The organism is Sporomusa malonica (assembly GCF_900176355.1).
Taxonomy (GTDB): Bacteria; Bacillota; Negativicutes; order Sporomusales; family Sporomusaceae; genus Sporomusa; species Sporomusa malonica.
On the sequence record NZ_FWXI01000001.1, the window covers coordinates 188,764 to 208,499 of the forward strand.

Here is a 19,736-nt window from a genome sequence, read left to right on the forward strand (position 1 = left end):
GTTGCTTCATCTTCAGACTGTGAGCTGTGCTGGTATAAGGAGTACAAAAAATGTTAGGGATGAAAATGAAATGTTTATTCGAACAAAATGAAATGTTGCGCAGTGGCAAGCTGTAATAGCATTGTTTTTCGGCGGATTTACCACTTATTCTCTCATGTATTGTACACAACCGTTATTACCAATATTCTCTGAGTATTTTAATGTATCGCCGACTTTAGCAAGCTTATCATTGTCATTAGCAACTACCGGGTTGATTTTGGGAATGCAAGTTGTCCCGCTAATATCTGTCCGGTATGGACGTAAGGTGATTATGGCCGGAGCATTATTAAGCGCGGCAATGTTGGAGTTAGCGGCAGCCTTCAGTCCTAGTTATGAATTCCTAATGGTAATACGAGCTATTCAGGGGGTTGCCTTATCAGGTTTTCCGGCAAATGCTATGGCTTATGTAGGTGAAGAGTTTCTTCCTCACCAAGCAGGCACATTTATGGGTATATATATAAGTGGCACTGCCATTGGTGGAATGATGGGAAGGCTAATGGCAGGGTGGTTAACCGCCTGGTATTCCTGGCAGATTGCTATGATTGTTTTATCCATAATTGCTGCATTTACTGCATTTTGGTTTATTTTAGTATTGCCCCGTTCCCAATATCGGGGCCGGGAAGCGGGCAAGACATTAGGACTCTTTGAATCCTTGCGGTGTGCCGTCAAGGGACGTCGGCTGCTTTATTTATACATCTGCGGCTTCTTGATTATGGGTAGTTTCGTAGCATTTTTCAATTATATTAGTTACCATTTAATGGCTGAGCCCTATCAATTATCGCCAGCAGCAATAGGCAGCTTGTTCCTTCTGAATATCCCAGGGATTATGTTCGCCCCCATTGTTGGTCGCCTCATGGTTCGGTATACTCCTGCAACAATTTTAACGCTGGGAATTATCGTCATGGTTATAGGGTGTGTAATGACATTGGCAACATCATTTATAAGTATATTGATAGGTATGATTGTTTTAGGAACGGCGTTTGCGGCTAATCATGCAACAATCAGCAGTTGGGTAGGCCGATGCGCCAACTTTGACCAAGCTCAAGCAGCTGCCTGGTATCTCACTTTTTATTATGCGGGGTCTGTTGTAGTAGGAACAGCAGGCGGCCCATTCTGGAGTAGTTATGCTTGGCCCGGTGTAGTGGGAATGATTACTGTTATGCTGCTCGTGGCATTGGGGATTATTGTATGCCAGCATAAATTTATGGTAACTGATAATGGATAGTCTTTACTAGAGACGAACATTTAAATTATACTTTCGATATATCGAGAAAGCCTCCCTTGTTTAAGTTTTATTATGAAAGGAACGTGACCAAGTATGGCTCAGGCGTATAGTGAAGGATTTCAACAGTATCTAAATGTATTGCCGCTGATAAAAAAGGCTATGTTTTACGATATTGGCATTACCTTGGCTGACCGGGAAAAATATTTAATGTCTCTACCTTTCGGCGATGCGTCTATCACTGTAGAAGTCGGATCACCTATTAGGGAAAGCAGTGCCATATTTAAAGCTATGCACGAACGCCGCCAAGTGTTTATCAGAGGGGATAGAAACGGTAAACCTTATATTGCTTGCGCCACGCCGATATCTGATGATAGAGGAGGAATAATCGGCGCAATATCGATTGCCGAGTCTACCGAAAGGTACGACACTCTTACGGAAATCGCAAGTGGTCTATCAAAGGGTATTAGCGATTTGGCGAGTACAACTGAAGAGCTTTCCGCTCAAAGTCAAGAAATAGCCGCCGTAAGCCATCAAGTATGTAATTCAATGAGAGAATCGGGACAAAGAATGAATGAAACTGATCGGATAATGGGGATGATCAGAGATATTGCCAGTCAAACAAACCTGCTGGGACTTAATGCGGCAATAGAAGCGGCAAGAGTAGGTGAAACGGGTCGCGGGTTCGGCGTAGTCGCCGGTGAAATCCGGAAGTTGTCTGCAAGCAGTGCGGAATCTATAAAAGAGATAGTTAGAATCATCGGCATGATAAAGGCGGACAGCAGCCAGGCATTCCAAGACATTTCCCATATCGAAGTTGCAATTGGGCAGATTGCCGACGCGATTAATTATTTGGCAACTTCGATCCAAGAATTTAGCATAATGGCTCAACGTTTGAATGTAATGGCGGAAAAATTAGATGCGCAAAGTTAATTATCTCTGGAATTTTAGGTGATTTCTAACTATGGGGGAAGGGTTTGATCCGGTCGCGGATGAAACTACAACCAATCCTGAAAGCATTCGCCGCTAGCCTAGCGCATAAGTGAACAGGCGGCGCTTGAAGTGTCGAATAAAAAAATCACTGTCCATTACGGAGAGCGGAGTATGTCCTGCCAGGCTCTAGAGGCGTCCATCGCCTCGCCGCGTGCGCGAGCTTGCCGAAGGCAAGAAGAAGGGGGTGGTAACGAGGGATTATATCCGACCGATGCCATTTAATACACTAATTAATTGGAGGTTTCTATATGCGATATTCTGTAGATACGTCGGTTTTTGAACTTAATTCAAACATTAAATTTGGCATATTAATAGGTAAGAACATAAAAAATTCGGAAACAATGCTTGATGATGAAGGACGGTTAAGAAAAGCTGAAAAAAGGATGGGTGAAAACTACAGGGTTGACCAGGTGAGAGAGCTACCCAACGTTTATTTATATAGAGAAGTTATGACCAACGCGGGTATTAACCCAAACAAGTTTCCGCCTTCTGTAGAAGCAATGTATAAAAGGATTCTTAAGGGCGGTGCGCTGCCTGTGATTAATGCTCTGGTTGATTTATGCAATGCAGTGTCAATAGAGCAGATTATTTCATTAGGGGCACATGATTTAAACGATATCCATGAGGATTTAGAAATTCGCTTTAGCAAAGAGGGTGATATATTTCTTCCTTTTGGCGCTACAGAATATGAAAATGTAGATAAAGGTGAGCTTGTATTTACGAGCGGGAATATAGTTCAAACCCGGAAGTGGATTTGGCGGCAAAGTGAATTGGGAAAAACTACAATTGATAGTAAAGATATTTTCTTTCAACTTGTTGGCTTTGACAACGATAGTAAAGCTGCGCTTAACAAGGCGATGGAGGATATAGAAAATATAGTTATTGACAGATTTCAGGGAACTTGCGACAAATATATCGTTGATATAAATAATACATGCATTGAGTTTTAACGATACTACAGACGGTATAGGCAATACAAAACATCGAATTCTGCCGGAGAAATGTTTAAAAAGATTGTCGATTCGGTAGTGCAGCTTTCCGAACAGATTGGGGAAATATCTGAATCAATCAATCAGATGGCTGCCGGCAACAGGTTGCTGCTGTCTTCAATTCGAAAAATTGACATAGTTAGTAAAGAGAATGCCGCAGAGGCTGAGAGTGTTTCAACGGCAACCGAAGAACAGTCGGCAGCAATGCAGGAAATTGCGTCAGCTAGTCAGAATTTGCTAATTTGGCTGGTGACTTGCAAGAAGCCATAGCAAAATTTCATGTTCAGGTGATTTTATTTAAACAAGGATATATATGGTGAGGTGTATTAAATGGAAGAAATATTATATGTGCTCTATTATGATGGTAAACCTCTCAAGGTTCCTCATTGCCGAATACGATGTGCGTATGACTCGGAAATAAGAGCAAGACAAGTAATAAATGGTGTTTTGAAACAACGGGGCGAAATTGATATATCCAAAATTACAATAGTAAAATATGGGCGTGCAGAAGACGGTAGAAATCCAAATCACTGATGTTCCAATTCAGATTTTCTCAAGCTAACAGCAATAATAAAAAACCAAGGAATCGAATCCTTGGTTTTTTGTGTATTTACATAACGATATGTGGCTTGTAAAGTTTCCCTGGAATTTTGCAACCGATTCCTGGTTCTTTATAGTTGAATGCCAAGTTTACGCATCTTGCGCCATAAGGTTGTCCGGTCAATGCCGAGTAATTTGGCAGCTACGGTTTGAACTCCTTTGGCTTTGATCAAAGCATCGGTGATCTCCTGTATCTCCTCATCGTAAAATGCATTCTTGACCGGATGAACATCCCATTTTTCCAATACTGCTGTGATATCGGAGGCGCGGACTGCTTCTGTTTGACAGAATGCCATAAGCCGCTCAATGGTATTCTGCAATTCCCGGACATTGCCTGGCCAGCCGTAGCTTTCCAATGCTTTCATCGCCTGCGTATCAAGCTTCAGCGTTCGGCCTGACAATGCATATTTATTTATGAAGTTTTCGGCAATGATCCGTATGTCCTGCTGGCGTTCGCGCAGTGGGGGCAGTTCCAGTTTTAGCACATTGAGACGAAAGAAGAGGTCTTCCCGAAACCTATTGGTCCGGATCAGTTCTTTAAGATCTTTGTTGGTAGCAGCGATAACCCGGGTATTAACTGCAATGACCCGGTCGCTGCCAAGGCGCATAACCGACCTTTCTTGCAATACGCGCAGGAGGCGGCTTTGGTTTGTATAGTCCATTTCGGCAATCTCGTCGAGAAAGATTGTGCCGCCATGGGCCAACTCGAATAGGCCGGGTTTACCCTCTTTATTGGCACCGGTAAAAGCTCCGCCGACATAGCCGAAAAGTTCGCTTTCGAGTATCTGGGCCGGTAGTGCCGCGCAGTTTACCGCGACAAAGGGCCCGGCAGAGCGGGGGCTATGATTATGGATGCTCTGGGCAAAAACTTCTTTTCCTGTACCTGTTTCGCCAACGATTAGGATATTGGAATTGGTGGCGGCAAACTCTTTTGCCAGCGTGATCGCCCGCGCGATACTGCTGCTTGTTCCCCACACATCCGCGAAACTCTTTCTTGCGATATGGCCTTTGTTATAAAGTTCCTTACGAATATGCGCTTCGGTCTGCTGGATTTTGCTTATCTCCTGGAAGGTCACCAGTGCTCCGGTTAGGTTGCTGTTTACTATGATCGGAACCTTGTTGCATATCACCTTGAGGCCTTTCACCTGCAGAAGCTTGCTAATGTCCTCTTGTTCGGTTCTAATTAACTCGGATAAGTTAAGTCCGGGCCAGACGGCGCCAATGTTTTGACCTAAGGCTTTGGTGGGCGATAGGTTGAAGACTTGCTGCGCCCGCATATTTATGCTTGTAATTTTTTGCTGGCAATCCACAGTGATGATGCCGTCGTGGACATAATCCAGCACCGCTGCGAACAAACTTCGTTTGATTTTTTCCGTCTCAATGGCGGCTTCAATTCGTAATGCCTCTTCAGCTGCTTGTAAGATTGCCTCTTTGCCGTTCTCGATAAATACGGCAGGCAGTTCGTGCTTCTGTGCAGCCTGACAAAAAAGTCCGCCGCCGACCACCACGTCCGCGCCATCCTGGATGGCCTCAAGAACCATAGTTTCGGCATCGGCATCATCGCGTTCGGTTAAATATTGCTTGAGAGAAGAACCGAAGATGGGTATGAGACAATCAATTCCTTTCACCATCGCTGCGAACGCAACAATGGCAATGTTAGGACCATAGGTTTTGGCTGCTGTCACTGCGCGGATGATGTCGAAGCCGGTGACAGGCAGTTCAACAACTGTGACGTTTAGATCGGAATTTTTGATCCGGGAAGCTGTCCCGGCCCGGGCGATAATGATTTCATACCCCTGTTCGATTAATTTTGCGGCAAAATCAATCATTTGGTCGTAACTGGGGCAGTATTCCACATGAATTCGCTCATACGGGGCAATAACTTCCTTGATAAAAGCCCCCATTGGGGCATGTGGCGCCAAAAAAGCAATCTTACCCACCGGCAACACCTCCACAACATATCGCAACATTGATGCTATAATTATGCCGCGTATTTGCAACAATTGCAATATTGTATTCTGAAAATACGACGAATTTGTTGGATTGCTGACTTGGCATGAATTTTGCATTTACAATACTTTGCGTACAGCTATCAAGCAATGCAGAGGAGAGATGAAAAATGGCTATGCACGCCGTACACAAAATGCTGGCTGCGGCAGCTGGAAAAGACACAGTTTGTCCCGGTGAAATCATTACCGCGAAAATTGACTTAGTTGGAGTAAATGATGTTTACCAAATTGTTGTGGATTCGTTTCAAGAAATGCTGGGTACTAAAGTATGGGATCCTAATAAGGTTTATATATTCCTGGATCATAATGCGCCTGCTTCTGATTTGAAAGTTGCCGGGGCTCATAAGACGTTCCGCGAGTTTGCCAAGGAGCAGGGGTGTCGCCTCGTCGATATCAACGAAGGAATTGGTCATAATCTTTTACCAGAGTGGGGGCTGGCAAAGCCGGGGAACATTATTGTTATCACGGATTCGCACACTCCGATTCATGGCGCGTACGGTGCTTTTGCCACCGGTCTTGGCGCCACGGATATAGCTGCTGTTTTAATGGATGGCGCTACCTGGCTCAAGGTACCGGAAGTCATCAATGTGCGCCTAAATGGCAAGCTGCAGGATGGTGTTATGGCTAAAGATGTTGCTTTATATGTATTGGGGCAGCTGGGTACGGAGTTTGGTACTTACAAGGTAATTGAATTTTCCGGGGCAGTCGTTGAAGCTCTTTCGATGGAAGAGCGTACGGTGCTCACTGTTATGGCCACCGAGATGGGAGCCAAAGCCACTTATATTAAACCGGATAAAACCACTATTGATGATGTGAAAAGCCGGACAGACGATCCATTTACCATCCACCAATCCGACGCTGGCTTTCAATATGAGAAGGAATATGAGTTTGATTTGACTGGTCTGAAACCGCAGGTTGCAGTTCCGCACAGCGTTGATAACTCACGGAATGTAGAGGATGTGGAAGGTATTCCTATCAATCAGGTATTCATTGGTTCCTGTACCGGCGGTAAACTTTTTGATATCGAAATTGCTGCTAAGGTTCTTAACGGCAAGAAAGTTCCCCCGTCTACCCGCCTGGTTGTAACGATGGCGACTAAGGAAATTCTTAAAAAATCAATTGAAAAAGGTTATTACCAGATACTGATTGATGCCGGGGCCACCATAACCTCGCCGGGTTGCGGGGCTTGTTCGGGGCTGCTGGGCGGCATTATCGCGGCGCATGAACGGTGTGTGTCCACAGCCAATCGTAATTTCCCCGGGCGCATGGGGGGCAGTCTCGAAGCAGAGGTCTATTTGACTTCGCCTCTGACTGCAGCGGCCACAGCAGTGGCTGGAAAATTAACCTGTCCTAACAGGGTATAATTTGGAGGGATACAATATGAAAATTTCAGGAAAAGTAGTTGTTTATAACCACGATAATATCAGCACTGACCAAATTATCCCCGGGCCATACGGGTATATCAAAGATATGAAAGAAATGGCCGAACACTGTCTGGAAGGTGCCGACAGGACACTGCGGGAACGGTTTCGAACAGTTGGAAATATTTTTGTGGCAGGTAGCAATTTTGGCTGCGGCTCAAGCCGGGAGTATGCAGTTATCGTTCTAAAAGAATCAGGAGTTCAAGCGATAGTTCTTAAATCCGCAGCACGCATCTGGTACCGCAATTCGGTTAACTTGGGTTTGCCGGTAATATTTTGCCAAACCTTGCCGGACTCCATCAAAGAAGGTGAAGAAATCGAAATTGACCTGGCGGCAGGTACCATTCGCGAATTTGCAACCGGTGTGATCCATCAGGGGGAAGGTCCCAGTGATTTTGTAATGAGCATGTATAAGGAAGGCGGGATCAAACCGCTGATGCGTAAGAGGGTGTTAGGGGAATTGCCGGAAAGATAGCAAAAAATTTGGAGGAGATATAAAAATGGATTTTAAAATTGCAATTATACCTGGAGACGGAATTGGCGTAGATGTAGTACAAGAAGGAGTGAAGGTGTTAAACCGTATAGGAGAGGTGTATGGACATACTTTTAAGTATGAACATATTTTAGCCGGAGGTTCTTGTATCGATGCGCATGGCACGCCTCTACTCGACGAATCAATTGAGATTTGTAAAAGTTGTAATGCCATATTGTTTGGCGCAGTGGGCGGACCTAAATGGGACGCGCTTCCCAGAGAACAAAGACCGGAAAGAGGTTTGGCTAGATTACGGCGTGAATTTGGGCTGTTTGCCAATTTAAGGCCGGCAAAAATATACGAAGACCTTAAAGAAAACTCACCGTTAAAGAATCGGGTGATTGAAAAAGGGCTCGATTTAATGCTGATTCGAGACTTAACCGGCGGTATCTATTTTAATGAAAAGGGCCGTCGTGAAGGGAAGTACGGATTAGAAGCGTATGACATGGAATGTTACAGCGTAATGGAAATAACAAGAGTGGCTAAAAAAGCTTTTGAAATTGCTATGCAAAGAAAGAAACGAGTTATCAGTGTAGACAAAGCCAATGCGTTAGAGACTTCTAAGCTTTGGCGGGATACTGTTATTGAGGTCGCGAAAGAGTACCCAGAAGTAGAACTCAAGCATATGTTGGTCGATAAAGCGGCAATGGAGTTAGCATGCAATCCCAGTGTTTTTGATGTTATTCTGACAACCAGTATATTCGGCGATATTTTGTCTGATGAAGCAGGAGTAGCTACTGGTTCTGTAGGTATGCTGGCATCTGCCAGTTTGAATGAAAGCGGTTTTGGACTCTATGAGCCGATTCATGGTACAGCTCCCGACATTGCAGGGAAGGGTATTGCCAATCCGTTAGCAACGATAGCGTCAGTAGCAATGATGTTGGAGATTGCTCTAGGCCTTCCCCAAGAAGCGGCAGCTATTGACAGGGCGATCAATCAAGTTTTGCGTGACGGATATCGAACGCCTGACATCTATACAGACGGAACAACAAAAGTAACAACTGTGGAAATGGGCACTCTGACGGCTGAAAGAATTGCATAAGTTCGAACAAAAGTTAGGAATTGTTTATAAGCAGTTCGGAGGATAGTTATCTGGGGAAATACGTTCTGAGATAAATTGATAGCAAGGGAGAAGCATCTATGGGCTTAAGCATTACGAAAAAAATCCTCAGCAGTCATTTGCTAGAGGGAAATTTGTCGGCCAAGGAACAGATTACCATTAAAGTAGATCAAACCTTATGGTCTGATTTAACGGGAATTATGGGGACGCAAATCTTAGAAAGCGTTCAAGCGGACAAGGTTAGCACCAACCCGTCGATTATTTATTGCGATCATAATACCATTGCAACTTCGACGGAAAACTCTGATGACCATTTGTATATGAGAACAGCTGCCCAAAGATTCGGGATATATTATTCAAAACCAGGTAATGGTATTTGTCACTTTCTGCATTGTCAAAGATTTGCTAGACCAGGTCAGATAATGCTGGGTGCAGACAGCCACACACCAACCTCAGGGGCCTTAGGGATGATTGCTATTGGCAGCGGGGGGCTAAGTGTCGCCAAGAGTATGCTGGGTGAAGGCTTCCGGCTGACAACCCCCAAAGTATTAAACATTAAATTAACCGGAAAACTTCAGCCAGGAGTTTCAGCAAAAGATGTTACCTTAGAAGCCTTACGAATTCTTTCGGTAAAAGGCGGAATTGGCTATATTATCGAATTCACCGGCGACGGCATAAAAAATCTTTCGGTGCCGCAACGAGCGACCATCGCCAATATGAGTATTGAGATGGGGGCAACTACCGGAATTTTCCCCAGTGACGAAGTTACCCGCGCTTTTTTAAAGGCTCAAGGCCGGGAAGAAGATTGGATTGAATTATTACCTGATGTTGATGCGGAATATGATAAAGTGCTGGAAATCAATCTTAGCCAGCTTGAACCTTTGGTGGCAAAACCCCATATGCCCGATTTAGTGGTAAGAGCAAGAGAGGTCAATGATATTAAAGCCGGTTCGGTGTTCATCGGCAGCTGTACCAACGCTTCCTACTCAGATATTGTGAAAGCGGCAAAAATATTAAAAGGCAGAAAAGTTCACAAAGAGATTGATTTGACAGTGGGGCCAGGATCCAAACAGGTCTTGGAACAGCTTATTGAGGATGGTGTATTGAAAGACTTGGTAGAAGCAGGTGCAAGAATCCTTGAATGTGCTTGCGGACCCTGTATCGGTATCGGTCAGGCACCTCCCGGGAAAGGCGTTGCTGTCAGAACTTCAAACCGTAACTTCCCGGGCAGGAGCAGCACCACCGATGCCTCTGTGTATCTGGTTAGCCCGGAGACGGCGGCAGCTACGGCTATTACAGGAAAAATTACCGACCCTCGCGATATTTTTGCTGTGGAAATATTACAAGGCTGTGAAGAACCGGCAGTTTATAAAATTGATGACAGTATGATCATTACTCCAAATGATGTAGAAGATTATAAAAATGTTGAAATCATCAGAGGGGAAAATATCGTACCTCTGCCGGAAAGAGGCGCGTTAAACGAGGCTATCAATGCTACAGTCGTGCTAAAATTAGGCGATAACATTACTACTGATGATATTATTCCAGGGGGCTCAAACATCTTAAAATATATTGCCAACATCCCTAAATTTGCTGAATTTACTTTTTGCTATACAGATCCAACTTTTGTGGAAAGAGCTAAGGAATTGAAGCATTCCGTAATCATTGGCGGAGATAACTATGGACAAGGCTCCAGCCGGGAACATGCCGCATTATTGCCAATGTTCCTTGGTGTTGAAGCGGTATTGGCCAAATCCTATGCCAGAATTCACAAAGAGAACTTAATTAATTACGGAATCCTGCCGCTGGTATTTAAGAATAAAGAGGATTATGAAAAGATTGACATGGATGATGTATTTGCCATTCATGACGTATATGCACAAGTCGATAAAGGTGAAGTAACGGTAAAAGTAGTGAATAAAGACATAGAGTTTGTAACAAGTTTAGAACTTTCCGATTATGACAAACGGGTGTTAAAAGAGGGTGGAGCTGTAAACTACTTAAAAAATAAACTAAAATAAGCGCGGTGTAGCTTATCGGCCATTAAAGTAAACCGCAATACGAAATACAGTCTATTCCATTCGATCGCAGATTTCGTTGAGTCTCATCGGACGGATAGGCTGTTTTTTCATAAAGAAATCCTGCAGCATATTTCATGCGATACAGGATTTTTAGTAGCAGCGCTTAAGCTGATTTGCAGAGAAACTATCACTTATACAGGCACTTTCAGAAAAGCAAGTCAGCTTAAAATATCCTATGTTTCGCAGGATATCTCTCATCTCAGGGGCAACTTAACCCACTATGCGATGCGTTGCAATTTGTTCGGTACACGCCTATGGTGGCAGCGCTTGCAGCGCACACCTCTCTTTGGGTTCAGGAACCATTACAACGTTTAATAGCGGTTCAATATCCTCAGTTGATCCTAGGCAGTGAAAAGGAAGCTTGGTCGAAACCGCATGATTATTTCTGTTCCTTACAAGCTTTACCCTGCTTATTGCTTGATGTTAACTCCGATTGGCGCTGGTTTTTGGATCGTGAAGACAGTCCTTGGTATCCTTCCATGCGCTTGTTTCGTCAACGTGAAGCCGGTAATTGGTCCGAGTTGCTAGCGAGAGTTGCCATGAGTCTGCAGAAGGCGTTATCATAAGATATTCTTGCGCCTATCAGTAGGGAAAAAATAGAAAAACAAGGAATATATGTTGATCTAAGTTTTTAACAGTATAGTAGTTTGTAGACCGCTTAAGATTTATAGAGGGGAAGAGTACCATTGGTAACGTCAAAAACTCCTACCAAATTATGTATTGAGCTGGTAGGAGTTTTTATTTTATATAGTTAATATATATAAAAATGCTTATTTTTACTCAAATCAAAAGAACCGTCACTTTAAGTCGTATTTCTAGAGAGAAGTAGTATTAATATAGCGTTTATCAGATTTGAGGAGGAAGAGATATATGGATATACAAATAAGAGAAGTAAACAGGGAAGATTTTGATGGGGTATTTTCATTATTTAAACAACTTTGGCCTGATAAGCAGTTATATAAAGAAGATATGTTCACGGTGTATTCCCGAGGATTGGAGGGGAATAATGACAAGTATATATGTGCAGTATACGATGGCAAAGTTATCGGGTTTTGTGCAATAGCTTTTATGAATAGCTTTTGGCAAGAGGGACGTATTGCATATATTTATGCAATGGTGGTTGATGAGGTTCTAAAAGGTCAGGGAATTGGAACTCGGCTGTTGAATGAAGCTTATAGTATTGCCGGTGTACAAGGCTGCAAAAAAATTGAACTGGATTCAGGTTTTCACAGGGAAGCAGCCCATAAGTTTTATGAAAAGAACAGTTATGTCAAAAGGGCATACTTGTTTTCAAAAGATATTACTTGAGGGTCGTGGGAGGGGGCTCAGGCTTACCTATATATAACTACGTCAATAATGTAATTATGCCCTACAGTTCTGAAATGATATGCTCCCCTTGTGGTAGACAGTTTAAATAATAAAACTGTTTACCATAAGGAGGAGCTCTTTTATGTCCCATAAAGCGAAAATATCAGGGTTAGAAAAGGCAGCAGCTATCGAGACATATCTCCGAGGGGAAGATTCACTTAATCATCTAGCCACTCTGTTAGGAGTTGCCTATCCATCTGTTTACCAATGGCTTCAAACTTATCAATCTTTAGGAGCAAATGGCCTGCTTAATACAGGTAAGAATACCGCTTATACAGAAGAATTAAAGACTTATGCTGTCGAGGATTACCTGTCTGGTGCTGGTTCTCACATGGAAATATGTAAAAAATACGGAATAAAGTCAACCCGTCAACTACGAAACTGGATTTCCAAGTATAATGGTCACGAGAAGCTGAAATCTTCCGGAACGGGAGGCGTACCAATCATGACTAAAGGTCGCAAGACGACTTATGAGGAACGAGTTGAAATCGTTAAATATTGTATTGAACACCAAAACAACTATGCTGAAACTGCACAAAAGTATCAGATGTCTTATCAGCAGGTCTACAGTTGGACAACCAAATATGAAAATGATGGAGTAGATGCATTACAAGACAACCGTGGTAAAAGAAAGTCCGTGGACAAAATGTCCGAGATCGAGAAACTAAGATCTGAGAATAAACTTCTTGAAGCAAAAAACAAGAGACAGCAAATGGAAATAGACTTTTTAAAAAAGCTCGAGGAAATAGAAAGGTGGCGGTTCTAAGCCAGGTAAAATATGAAACTATCTATCTTGCAATCCGAGAGCTTCATGATACAGGCGCCTACCCAATACAGAAGCTCTGTGAAATTGCAGGTATACAGAGGTCATCTTATTACAAGTGGCTGAACCGAAAAGAGAATGCTAACGAGCAGATAAATAAAGAACTGCTCAAACTAGTCAAAGACGCCTATCAGGAACGCAATGGTATTCTTGGATACCGTCAAATGGCTATTAAACTGAACCGTGAACACAACCTTAAGGTTAATCATAAGAGGATTTATAGACTTATGAGAATCTTAAACCTTAGGTCTGTATGCCGAAGAAAAAGAAAAAGCTACGTCCAGTCCACGCCTGAAATTACCGCCGAAAATATCTTGAATAGAGATTTTTCAGCAAATCAATTTGGAGAAAAGTGGCTTACTGATGTTACAGAAATGAAGTATGGTCTTGATAGAAAAGCATATTTAAGCGCAATATTGGATCTAGGAGATAACAGTATTGTCGCTTTTGTGCTTGGACATTCGAATAATAATGAACTTGTTTTTAAGACCTTTGACATGGCACGTGAAGAACATCCTGATGTAATTCCTCTCTTCCACAGTGACCGTGGATTCCAGTATACAAGTAGGAGCTTTCAGAAAAAGCTCCTAGATGCAGAAATGACACAAAGCATGTCCAGGGTCGCGCGATGTATAGACAACGGACCTATGGAAGCATTCTGGGGAATGCTGAAGTCAGAGATGTACTATCTCAAAAAATTTAGTTCATACGATGAACTGGAAGCTGCGGTCATTGAGTACATAGATTACTACAACAGCCATCGATATCAAAAGAGACTTAACTGTATGACACCATTAGAATACAGACAGCATCTTTTCAACATAGCTGCATAAAAAATGATGCCAACCTTTATTCAAAGATTGACATCATAAACTTTTATTTTTTTCCACTGTCTACTTGACGGGGGGCACTTCAAAATGATGAACTGTAGGGCATTTGTTGTAATGGCTATTATTGGTCAAAAATTTAGGATCCTTCTCCGTGGCGCTGGCCAGTGTGACCTTGATTTTTTACTTTTTTAGATCCTGAAAGTGGTTCAGGTATATTGTTGTCATTGTTCTTTGTACGCCTAGGTGCATTTGGCGGATCTACAGGGTAAGCTTCGGGCTTAGTCATGTTATCTCCTCCGATTTATAGGTTTGCTATGAATTTTTTAGAGCTTGCGATTGTCCATCGCTTGCGTCTTATTACATAGCGTACGGCGCCTTAATTGTTTTTATCCGTGGAAGATTCGAGGTTAATTGTACTTTTTCTCCAACGCAAGAATACATGACAAGTTTCATGGATGCTGAGTTTTGCCTGCACCTTTTAGAGATTATTTGGTATCAAATGCTCCGAGTATTCTGATCTTAAGATTTTTTTCGTGATTTTTGCTTATTTTAAGCAATTCGTCAGTCTTGCCCCCCGTTAGCTCAATCACATATAAGTACTTTCCGAGGATGGTTTTAGCAGGCCTGTCATGTACGCTGACAATTTTAAATCCTTTGCGGTGGATATCGGAAAGAAGGGAAGGCAGGCTTTGGGCTGGACCCAGGGCGACTAAGGCTGAGCGCTGGTTTCCTTGAACCTGATTTTGTTTTAAAGTAACTACCCAGAAACGGGTGACATTATCATGGGTATACTGAAGATCGTTTGCAAGGATGGCCAAATTATATACCTGCGCCGTACGGGAAGCAGCGATTGCTGCCATGGTAGTATCCCCCAGCTCAGATACGCGTTTTGCCGCTTCCGCAGTACTTGAAGCCTCAATAAGTTTAGCCGCAGGCAGGTTGGCTTTTAACCAGTCTTGGCTTTGGGCAATACCCTGAGGGTGGGACATAATTGTTTTTATTTCTTTGAGATTAGTGCCTGGCAGGGCAAGCAATGTCTGGCGAATTGGTAGGTTTATTTCACCAATGACAACTAAATCGGCGTCATTAACGACAGCGTCCAGATAGTTGTAGACTGGTCCCCCAATTGTGTTCTCTACTGGCACTACCGCATACTGGCACTGCCCGCTTTTAACAAGGTTTAACGCTTCGGGTACAGTTTTCACCGGAGTGATGGATTCTTTCTCACCGAAAAAGAGAATGGTCGCCTCTTCAGTGTACGTTCCCGCAGGACCCAGGTAGCTTACACTGGCGAACGTAGTGCTGGTTACCAGCAGTAATAAAACCAGCACTGAAAGGGTTAACAGCTTTCTTCTCACTACAAATCAACTCCTTATATAGATAAATGGAAATAAAAAATCGCCCCTAAGTTAGGGACGACATAACCGCGGTACCACCCATATTGCATGTATCAAGATTATTTCTTCAAAATCATGCACTCAGCAGCTGTAACGTAGCATTACGGCGCAGCCTACTGATGTTTCAGCCTGCAGTTCAGAAAGGAACTTCATTGCCGTAGCCAACTAGTTCGCACCAGCCACTAGCTCTCTGTATGACAATCGACAAGTACTTTCTTTCATCATTACTATTTTTAGTATGGTAATTATTTGATATTATAAAGCAAATAGAAACAAACGTCAACTGTCTATGGAAGACTGTTTGCAATTTTAAGTAATCTTTAAAAAATTCCTGGGTGATAAGTGCTATACTGACAATAGCGCTTCGAGAAGGAGAAGATGAACGTATGCGATACGCAAAACTGAAAAAACAATGGTTGCTCAGGGGGTGGACGGATGAGCCCTGGACATTGCTTAATTGGATGAACGGTGATTGCCGCGAATTATCGGAGCAGTTGTTCCTCACTGCTAGAGCCTGTGACGGTCAGACGGATTTCCATAATATCGCCGGCGTTTGGCAACAGAATCTACTCCTAGATAAACTGATTAGGGAGGGAATAGCCGAAGAGTGCAGCCTAGGAGAAGGACTACAACCGTACCAACAGTTCCGCAAAGCGGACAATCCCTATGTGCGCTCTGTTCATTGGTCCATCACCGGACGGTGCAACCTGAAATGCCGCCACTGCTATATGGAATCTCCCGACGCACGTTATGAGGAACTTCCCCTGCCGGACATTCTGCGAATCATCGATCAATTGGCCGCGGCCAATGTCCATCTAGTAGAGCTATCCGGCGGTGAACCCTTTATGCGCCGGGATTTGCCGGATATCATGGCAGCGTTGGCAGAAAAGCAGATAGCCGTGTCGCGCATATATTCTAACGGCATCCTGATTTCGGACGAAGTGCTGCAGGGTATAAAAAAGCTGGGTTTCTCACCCAGTATTCAGATTAGCTTTGACGGCTGCGGCACTCATGATGATATGCGCGGGGTTACGGGGATAGAACGGGCTACCATAGAGGCCATCCGGCGCTTACGAGAGCAAGGTTTCCTTGTCACCGTAGCCACCAGCATTGACCGGATCAATGTTAGCTCGCTGGCCGAAACATATGCTCTGATGAAAGAGCTTAATATTCAGTCCTGGCGAGTTGCACCTCCCCAAGAGATGGGTAATTGGCGGCAAAACGTCACCGGGTTGACTTTGGAAGAAGTGCTGTTAGCCTGTGCGCCGATTTCGGCCTGCTGGTCGGCGGATGGCAGACCCTTTCAGCTGCGAATGCCTGGGTTCAATAGCTTGGGAGACAATGAAGTCCAAGACAGATATAGTCCGGATAGCTACGATTGTACGTCCTGTAGGAGTAGTTGTTCGCTCCTGCCCGACGGTACGGTCATGCCCTGTCCGGGCTATACGGATACGATTGTATACGAACAGATGCCGAACCTGCTGAGAGAAACTTTCGCCAAGATATGGTTAGAATCCACATTACGCACGATTATTGATATTAAAAAAAGCGAGATATTGGCTCACAACAGCGAGTGCGCCGACTGCTCCGAATTCAAACACTGCGGTGGCGGCTGCCGGGCTATGGCCGTTTCGGCTACGGGCAACTTACTATCCAAAGATCCGCAATTTTGTGAGATATATAAAAGCAAGTACCGTGATCGTTTTGCGGAATTGCACAGAGAAAACTATCGTAAAAATTGCAAATAAACCCAATGCCTCTTAAAGGCTTTAACCCGGCTGTTCTCTGAGCAGCCGGGTTAAAGTAATTACCTAATAGATAGTTTGTGCTGTTTACCCTATGGTACCATCACCAGCCGCTATACCACTCCTCGCACACATTATTATATCGCCCACCGGCCACATTATCCAACTCCTGTTCTGTAAGCTCTCCTCTTATCTCATTAAGCTCTTCACGTGTAAAATCAAAACCGGCTTTTTTAATGAACTCCTTAACATCTTCTAAATTGTTAAACTCCCTGATTTTAGTAGCCAAATCCTGATCAGTCTTCATTCGCTCCATAAAGGCTCTGGCAGATTCAATACTCATTTTGCTTGTCCTCCCATTTTTTTATTTCAATATCTTCTACCGAAAAAGGATAGCTTGTTTCGTGTGCCCTAACATTTTTCACTTAATGATGATACATCGGGTTCCATCCACAATTATCACCATGCGCCCCTCCGGTCACACTTTCTAACTCATTATCCATAAGCTCTTTGCTTAGCTCATTGAATTCTTCCAGTGTAAAATCAAAACCGGCCTCTTTAATAAATTCCTTAGCCTCTTCCAAGTTTTTAAACTTATTGATTTTATTGGCAAACTCCTGATCAGTCTTCATTGTTTCCGCAAAAGCTTTTGCAGATTCAATACTCATTTTTCTTCTCCTCCAATCATTATTGATGAAATCTTGTAGTAAGTATAGCATGAATTATTTGAAAATTGGTTAAAGTTTACTTAAAGATTATGCTAGTGCGACGAGAGACGGTTCTTGCTGTCGCGCTTTGCCACGCCCTAAAACGGGATTTGCAGGGTCACGGATCGTCTCTATCATGTAAATCCCACTTAAAATGACCAAACACATGGTAAGCCTCGTTCGCTGGACTAAAACGGCTGACGAGGTTTGTTTTTGCGTAATGCAGATTACGTAAGTGCCAAGAAAGGCAATAAATCGCAGTTTTAATGCTTTACTCGAATTTGCATAATTTTACAGGTATTTTTGACCTAGCGTCGAAGTGAAAAGAATATTTCAAACTATGGATCCCGGAAACTGGGAGGAGGAAGAAAATCATGATGAGGCTTAGGAGCATGGATGTGAATTTTCAATGCACGGATGCTGACAAAAAGATAATCGTGGATACATCCGAGAGAAATGGAGGAACAGGCCAACACGTTCAACCATTTGAGTTGATGGAAGCGGCAGTAGCGGCATGTATGAATATTACTGCGAGGGCACGAGCGGGGATTAAACTAAGCGATGTTCAGACTACCGTACGGATGAATTGGAGCGAAGAAGGTAAGCTCATTTTTGAGTATGATTATTCCTTTCAGGGGAACTTGGACGACAAGACCCAGGACATGATTGGCGATGCAATAAATGGCTGCATGATGCGGAAGCTTCTGACGCACCGCGAAATTGAGTTTAAAAAAATTGAAATGAAATAAAAAAAAGGAAACGAAGGGATGGTTCTCGTCCCTTTGTTTCTGAGATGTATTATATAAGAATAATGACTAGAAATAACTACGTCAAGGTATGTAATTATGCCCTACAGTTCAGAAATAATGAACTGTAGGGCATTTGTCGTAATGGCTATTAGCGGTCATAAATTTAGGTATTCGCCATTGTGCAATAAAAATTTAGGATCCTTCTCCGTGGCGCTGGCCAGTGTGACTTTGATTTTGTTTCTATATATTTGAAAAATATATATTGACGATTTTCGCTTCAATATCATATAATTTGAATTGAGTCAATTAATGAGGTGATAACAATGGCTAGACCGTCACAAGATCCCCAAATACGCATCACTGAAATTTTAAATGCTGCTGAACCATTGTTTTATTCAAAGGGTTATCACGAAACGGCAATTAGTGACATCGCCCAAAAGATGGGAGTTGCCCAGGGGACAATTTATTACTATTTTAAATCCAAAGAAGAATTATTAGAAGCTTTAATTAACCGGGTTCTGTCTGACATTATGTCGCAAATCAAGATACTGATTCATTCCAGTAATATCTCTTCGCACAATAAGATGCAAGTGGCAATACAGACTTTATTTCAATCATTGTATCGAGATGATGGTTTGGTATTTGAATTCCTTTATAATGATCGAACAATACATATCTTAGATAAGCTAGCCCGGCAAGGAGACCAGTTATTTTCACCATTATTGCTGGAAATTATCGAGGAAGGAAACCGGGAACACTATTTTAATGCGGCCCATCCACAAGCCGTAGTAAATATAGTTCTATCCATACTTGATTCTTTGATTGAGGCAATTTACAAAAAAGTGCCTGCAGAACTACTTCGGTATCAATTTGAATTGGCAGAAGATCTTATTGAAACTGCATTAGGAGTGGAGAAGGATACTATACATATTGTTATAAACAACGAATTGTAATAGCGAACGAAAATCACCTTCAGAGAATCTGAAGGAGTCTTTTTTGTTAATTAATTGAACAGAGTCAATTAATTAACAAAACTATTCATTAGACCCATTAACATTGAATTAAATGCCTTTCAGAAAATCCAATTAAGCGCTTTTTATTACTCATTAATTGAATTAAGTCAATTAATGAGTAAGCTATTGTATAGTTCCATCAAACTATCACTACAATT

Annotated in this window: 19 protein-coding genes and 1 other annotated feature; of the genes, 14 read left to right on the forward strand and 5 right to left on the reverse strand. The window is 42.9% G+C overall.

The features are described 5' to 3' along the window. The first annotated feature begins 121 nt into the window (after positions 1-121). From B9A22_RS00840 to B9A22_RS00855, 4 genes are all read left to right on the forward strand, one after another. A complete protein-coding gene (locus B9A22_RS00840; protein WP_281252324.1) occupies positions 122-1,264 on the forward strand; it encodes an MFS transporter in 1,143 nt (380 codons plus the stop codon). Positions 1,265-1,357: 93 nt separating this feature from the next. Beyond that, complete coding sequence (locus tag B9A22_RS00845) at positions 1,358-2,194, forward strand: methyl-accepting chemotaxis protein (RefSeq protein WP_084573698.1); 837 nt, start codon at positions 1,358-1,360, stop codon at positions 2,192-2,194. Positions 2,195-2,502: 308 nt separating this feature from the next. After that, complete coding sequence (locus tag B9A22_RS00850; protein WP_084573699.1) at positions 2,503-3,204, forward strand: B3/B4 domain-containing protein; 702 nt, start codon at positions 2,503-2,505, stop codon at positions 3,202-3,204. Positions 3,205-3,255: 51 nt separating this feature from the next. Further along, on the forward strand, positions 3,256-3,513 hold the full coding sequence (locus B9A22_RS00855; RefSeq protein WP_084573700.1) for a methyl-accepting chemotaxis domain-containing protein: 258 nt from the start codon (positions 3,256-3,258) through the stop codon (positions 3,511-3,513). A 401-nt stretch (positions 3,514-3,914) separates the two neighbouring features. Here B9A22_RS00855 and B9A22_RS00865 read toward each other — a convergent pair whose 3' ends face one another. Continuing rightward, a complete protein-coding gene (locus tag B9A22_RS00865) occupies positions 3,915-5,783 on the reverse strand; it encodes a sigma 54-interacting transcriptional regulator (protein ID WP_176215334.1) in 1,869 nt (622 codons plus the stop codon). A gap of 179 nt (positions 5,784-5,962) precedes the next feature. On the opposite strand from B9A22_RS00865, the gene B9A22_RS00870 reads away from it, so the two are divergent. From B9A22_RS00870 to B9A22_RS00900, 7 genes are all read left to right on the forward strand, one after another. After that, positions 5,963-7,216 carry a 3-isopropylmalate dehydratase large subunit gene (locus B9A22_RS00870; protein WP_217805836.1) on the forward strand — a complete coding sequence of 418 codons (1,254 nt, stop codon included), beginning with the start codon at positions 5,963-5,965 and terminating at the stop codon, positions 7,214-7,216. 16 nt (positions 7,217-7,232) lie between these two features. After that, the gene (locus B9A22_RS00875) at positions 7,233-7,748 is read left to right on the forward strand and encodes a LeuD/DmdB family oxidoreductase small subunit (protein ID WP_084573703.1); all 516 of its coding nucleotides are present in this window, start codon (positions 7,233-7,235) and stop codon (positions 7,746-7,748) included. Positions 7,749-7,773: 25 nt separating this feature from the next. Continuing rightward, positions 7,774-8,847 carry a 3-isopropylmalate dehydrogenase gene (leuB, locus tag B9A22_RS00880; protein WP_084573704.1) on the forward strand — a complete coding sequence of 358 codons (1,074 nt, stop codon included), beginning with the start codon at positions 7,774-7,776 and terminating at the stop codon, positions 8,845-8,847. A gap of 98 nt (positions 8,848-8,945) precedes the next feature. Further along, positions 8,946-10,886 (forward strand): aconitate hydratase, encoded by a 1,941-nt coding sequence (locus B9A22_RS00885; protein ID WP_084573705.1) that lies wholly within the window; start codon positions 8,946-8,948, stop codon positions 10,884-10,886. A gap of 930 nt (positions 10,887-11,816) precedes the next feature. Further along, entirely contained in the window at positions 11,817-12,254 is a 438-nt protein-coding gene (locus B9A22_RS00890; protein WP_084573706.1) for a GNAT family N-acetyltransferase, read from the forward strand. 142 nt (positions 12,255-12,396) lie between these two features. Beyond that, positions 12,397-13,080, forward strand: coding sequence for a helix-turn-helix domain-containing protein (locus tag B9A22_RS00895; RefSeq protein ID WP_084573707.1), 684 nt, complete (start codon positions 12,397-12,399; stop codon positions 13,078-13,080). Then, positions 13,068-13,970 carry an IS3 family transposase gene (locus tag B9A22_RS00900; protein WP_084573708.1) on the forward strand — a complete coding sequence of 301 codons (903 nt, stop codon included), beginning with the start codon at positions 13,068-13,070 and terminating at the stop codon, positions 13,968-13,970. Before B9A22_RS00895 ends, B9A22_RS00900 begins: the two co-directional genes overlap by 13 nt. Positions 13,971-14,103: 133 nt before the next feature. On the opposite strand, the gene B9A22_RS26520 is transcribed toward B9A22_RS00900, so the two are convergent. After that, positions 14,104-14,253, reverse strand: a complete 150-nt coding sequence (locus B9A22_RS26520; protein ID WP_084573709.1) for a small acid-soluble spore protein P — start codon at positions 14,251-14,253, stop codon at positions 14,104-14,106. Between the two features lie 199 nt (positions 14,254-14,452). After that, a complete protein-coding gene (gene pheA, locus B9A22_RS00910) occupies positions 14,453-15,325 on the reverse strand; it encodes a prephenate dehydratase (RefSeq protein ID WP_084573710.1) in 873 nt (290 codons plus the stop codon). Between the two features lie 50 nt (positions 15,326-15,375). Then, positions 15,376-15,598: a binding site (T-box leader), on the reverse strand. 152 nt (positions 15,599-15,750) lie between these two features. Here pheA and B9A22_RS00915 point away from each other — a divergent pair. Next, positions 15,751-17,112, forward strand: a complete 1,362-nt coding sequence (locus B9A22_RS00915; protein WP_084573711.1) for a radical SAM/SPASM domain-containing protein — start codon at positions 15,751-15,753, stop codon at positions 17,110-17,112. Positions 17,113-17,212: 100 nt separating this feature from the next. Here the strand turns inward: B9A22_RS00915 and B9A22_RS00920 are convergent, their stop codons facing one another. After that, a complete protein-coding gene (locus B9A22_RS00920; RefSeq protein WP_084573712.1) occupies positions 17,213-17,452 on the reverse strand; it encodes a Nif11-like leader peptide family natural product precursor in 240 nt (79 codons plus the stop codon). Between the two features lie 82 nt (positions 17,453-17,534). After that, on the reverse strand, positions 17,535-17,777 hold the full coding sequence (locus B9A22_RS00925; protein ID WP_084573713.1) for a Nif11-like leader peptide family natural product precursor: 243 nt from the start codon (positions 17,775-17,777) through the stop codon (positions 17,535-17,537). Positions 17,778-18,190: 413 nt separating this feature from the next. Between B9A22_RS00925 and B9A22_RS00930 the strand changes: the two genes are divergently transcribed. Further along, complete coding sequence (locus B9A22_RS00930) at positions 18,191-18,565, forward strand: OsmC family protein (protein WP_084573714.1); 375 nt, start codon at positions 18,191-18,193, stop codon at positions 18,563-18,565. Positions 18,566-18,888: 323 nt separating this feature from the next. After that, positions 18,889-19,518, forward strand: a complete 630-nt coding sequence (locus B9A22_RS00935) for a TetR/AcrR family transcriptional regulator (protein WP_084573715.1) — start codon at positions 18,889-18,891, stop codon at positions 19,516-19,518. Positions 19,519-19,736 lie beyond the last annotated feature (218 nt).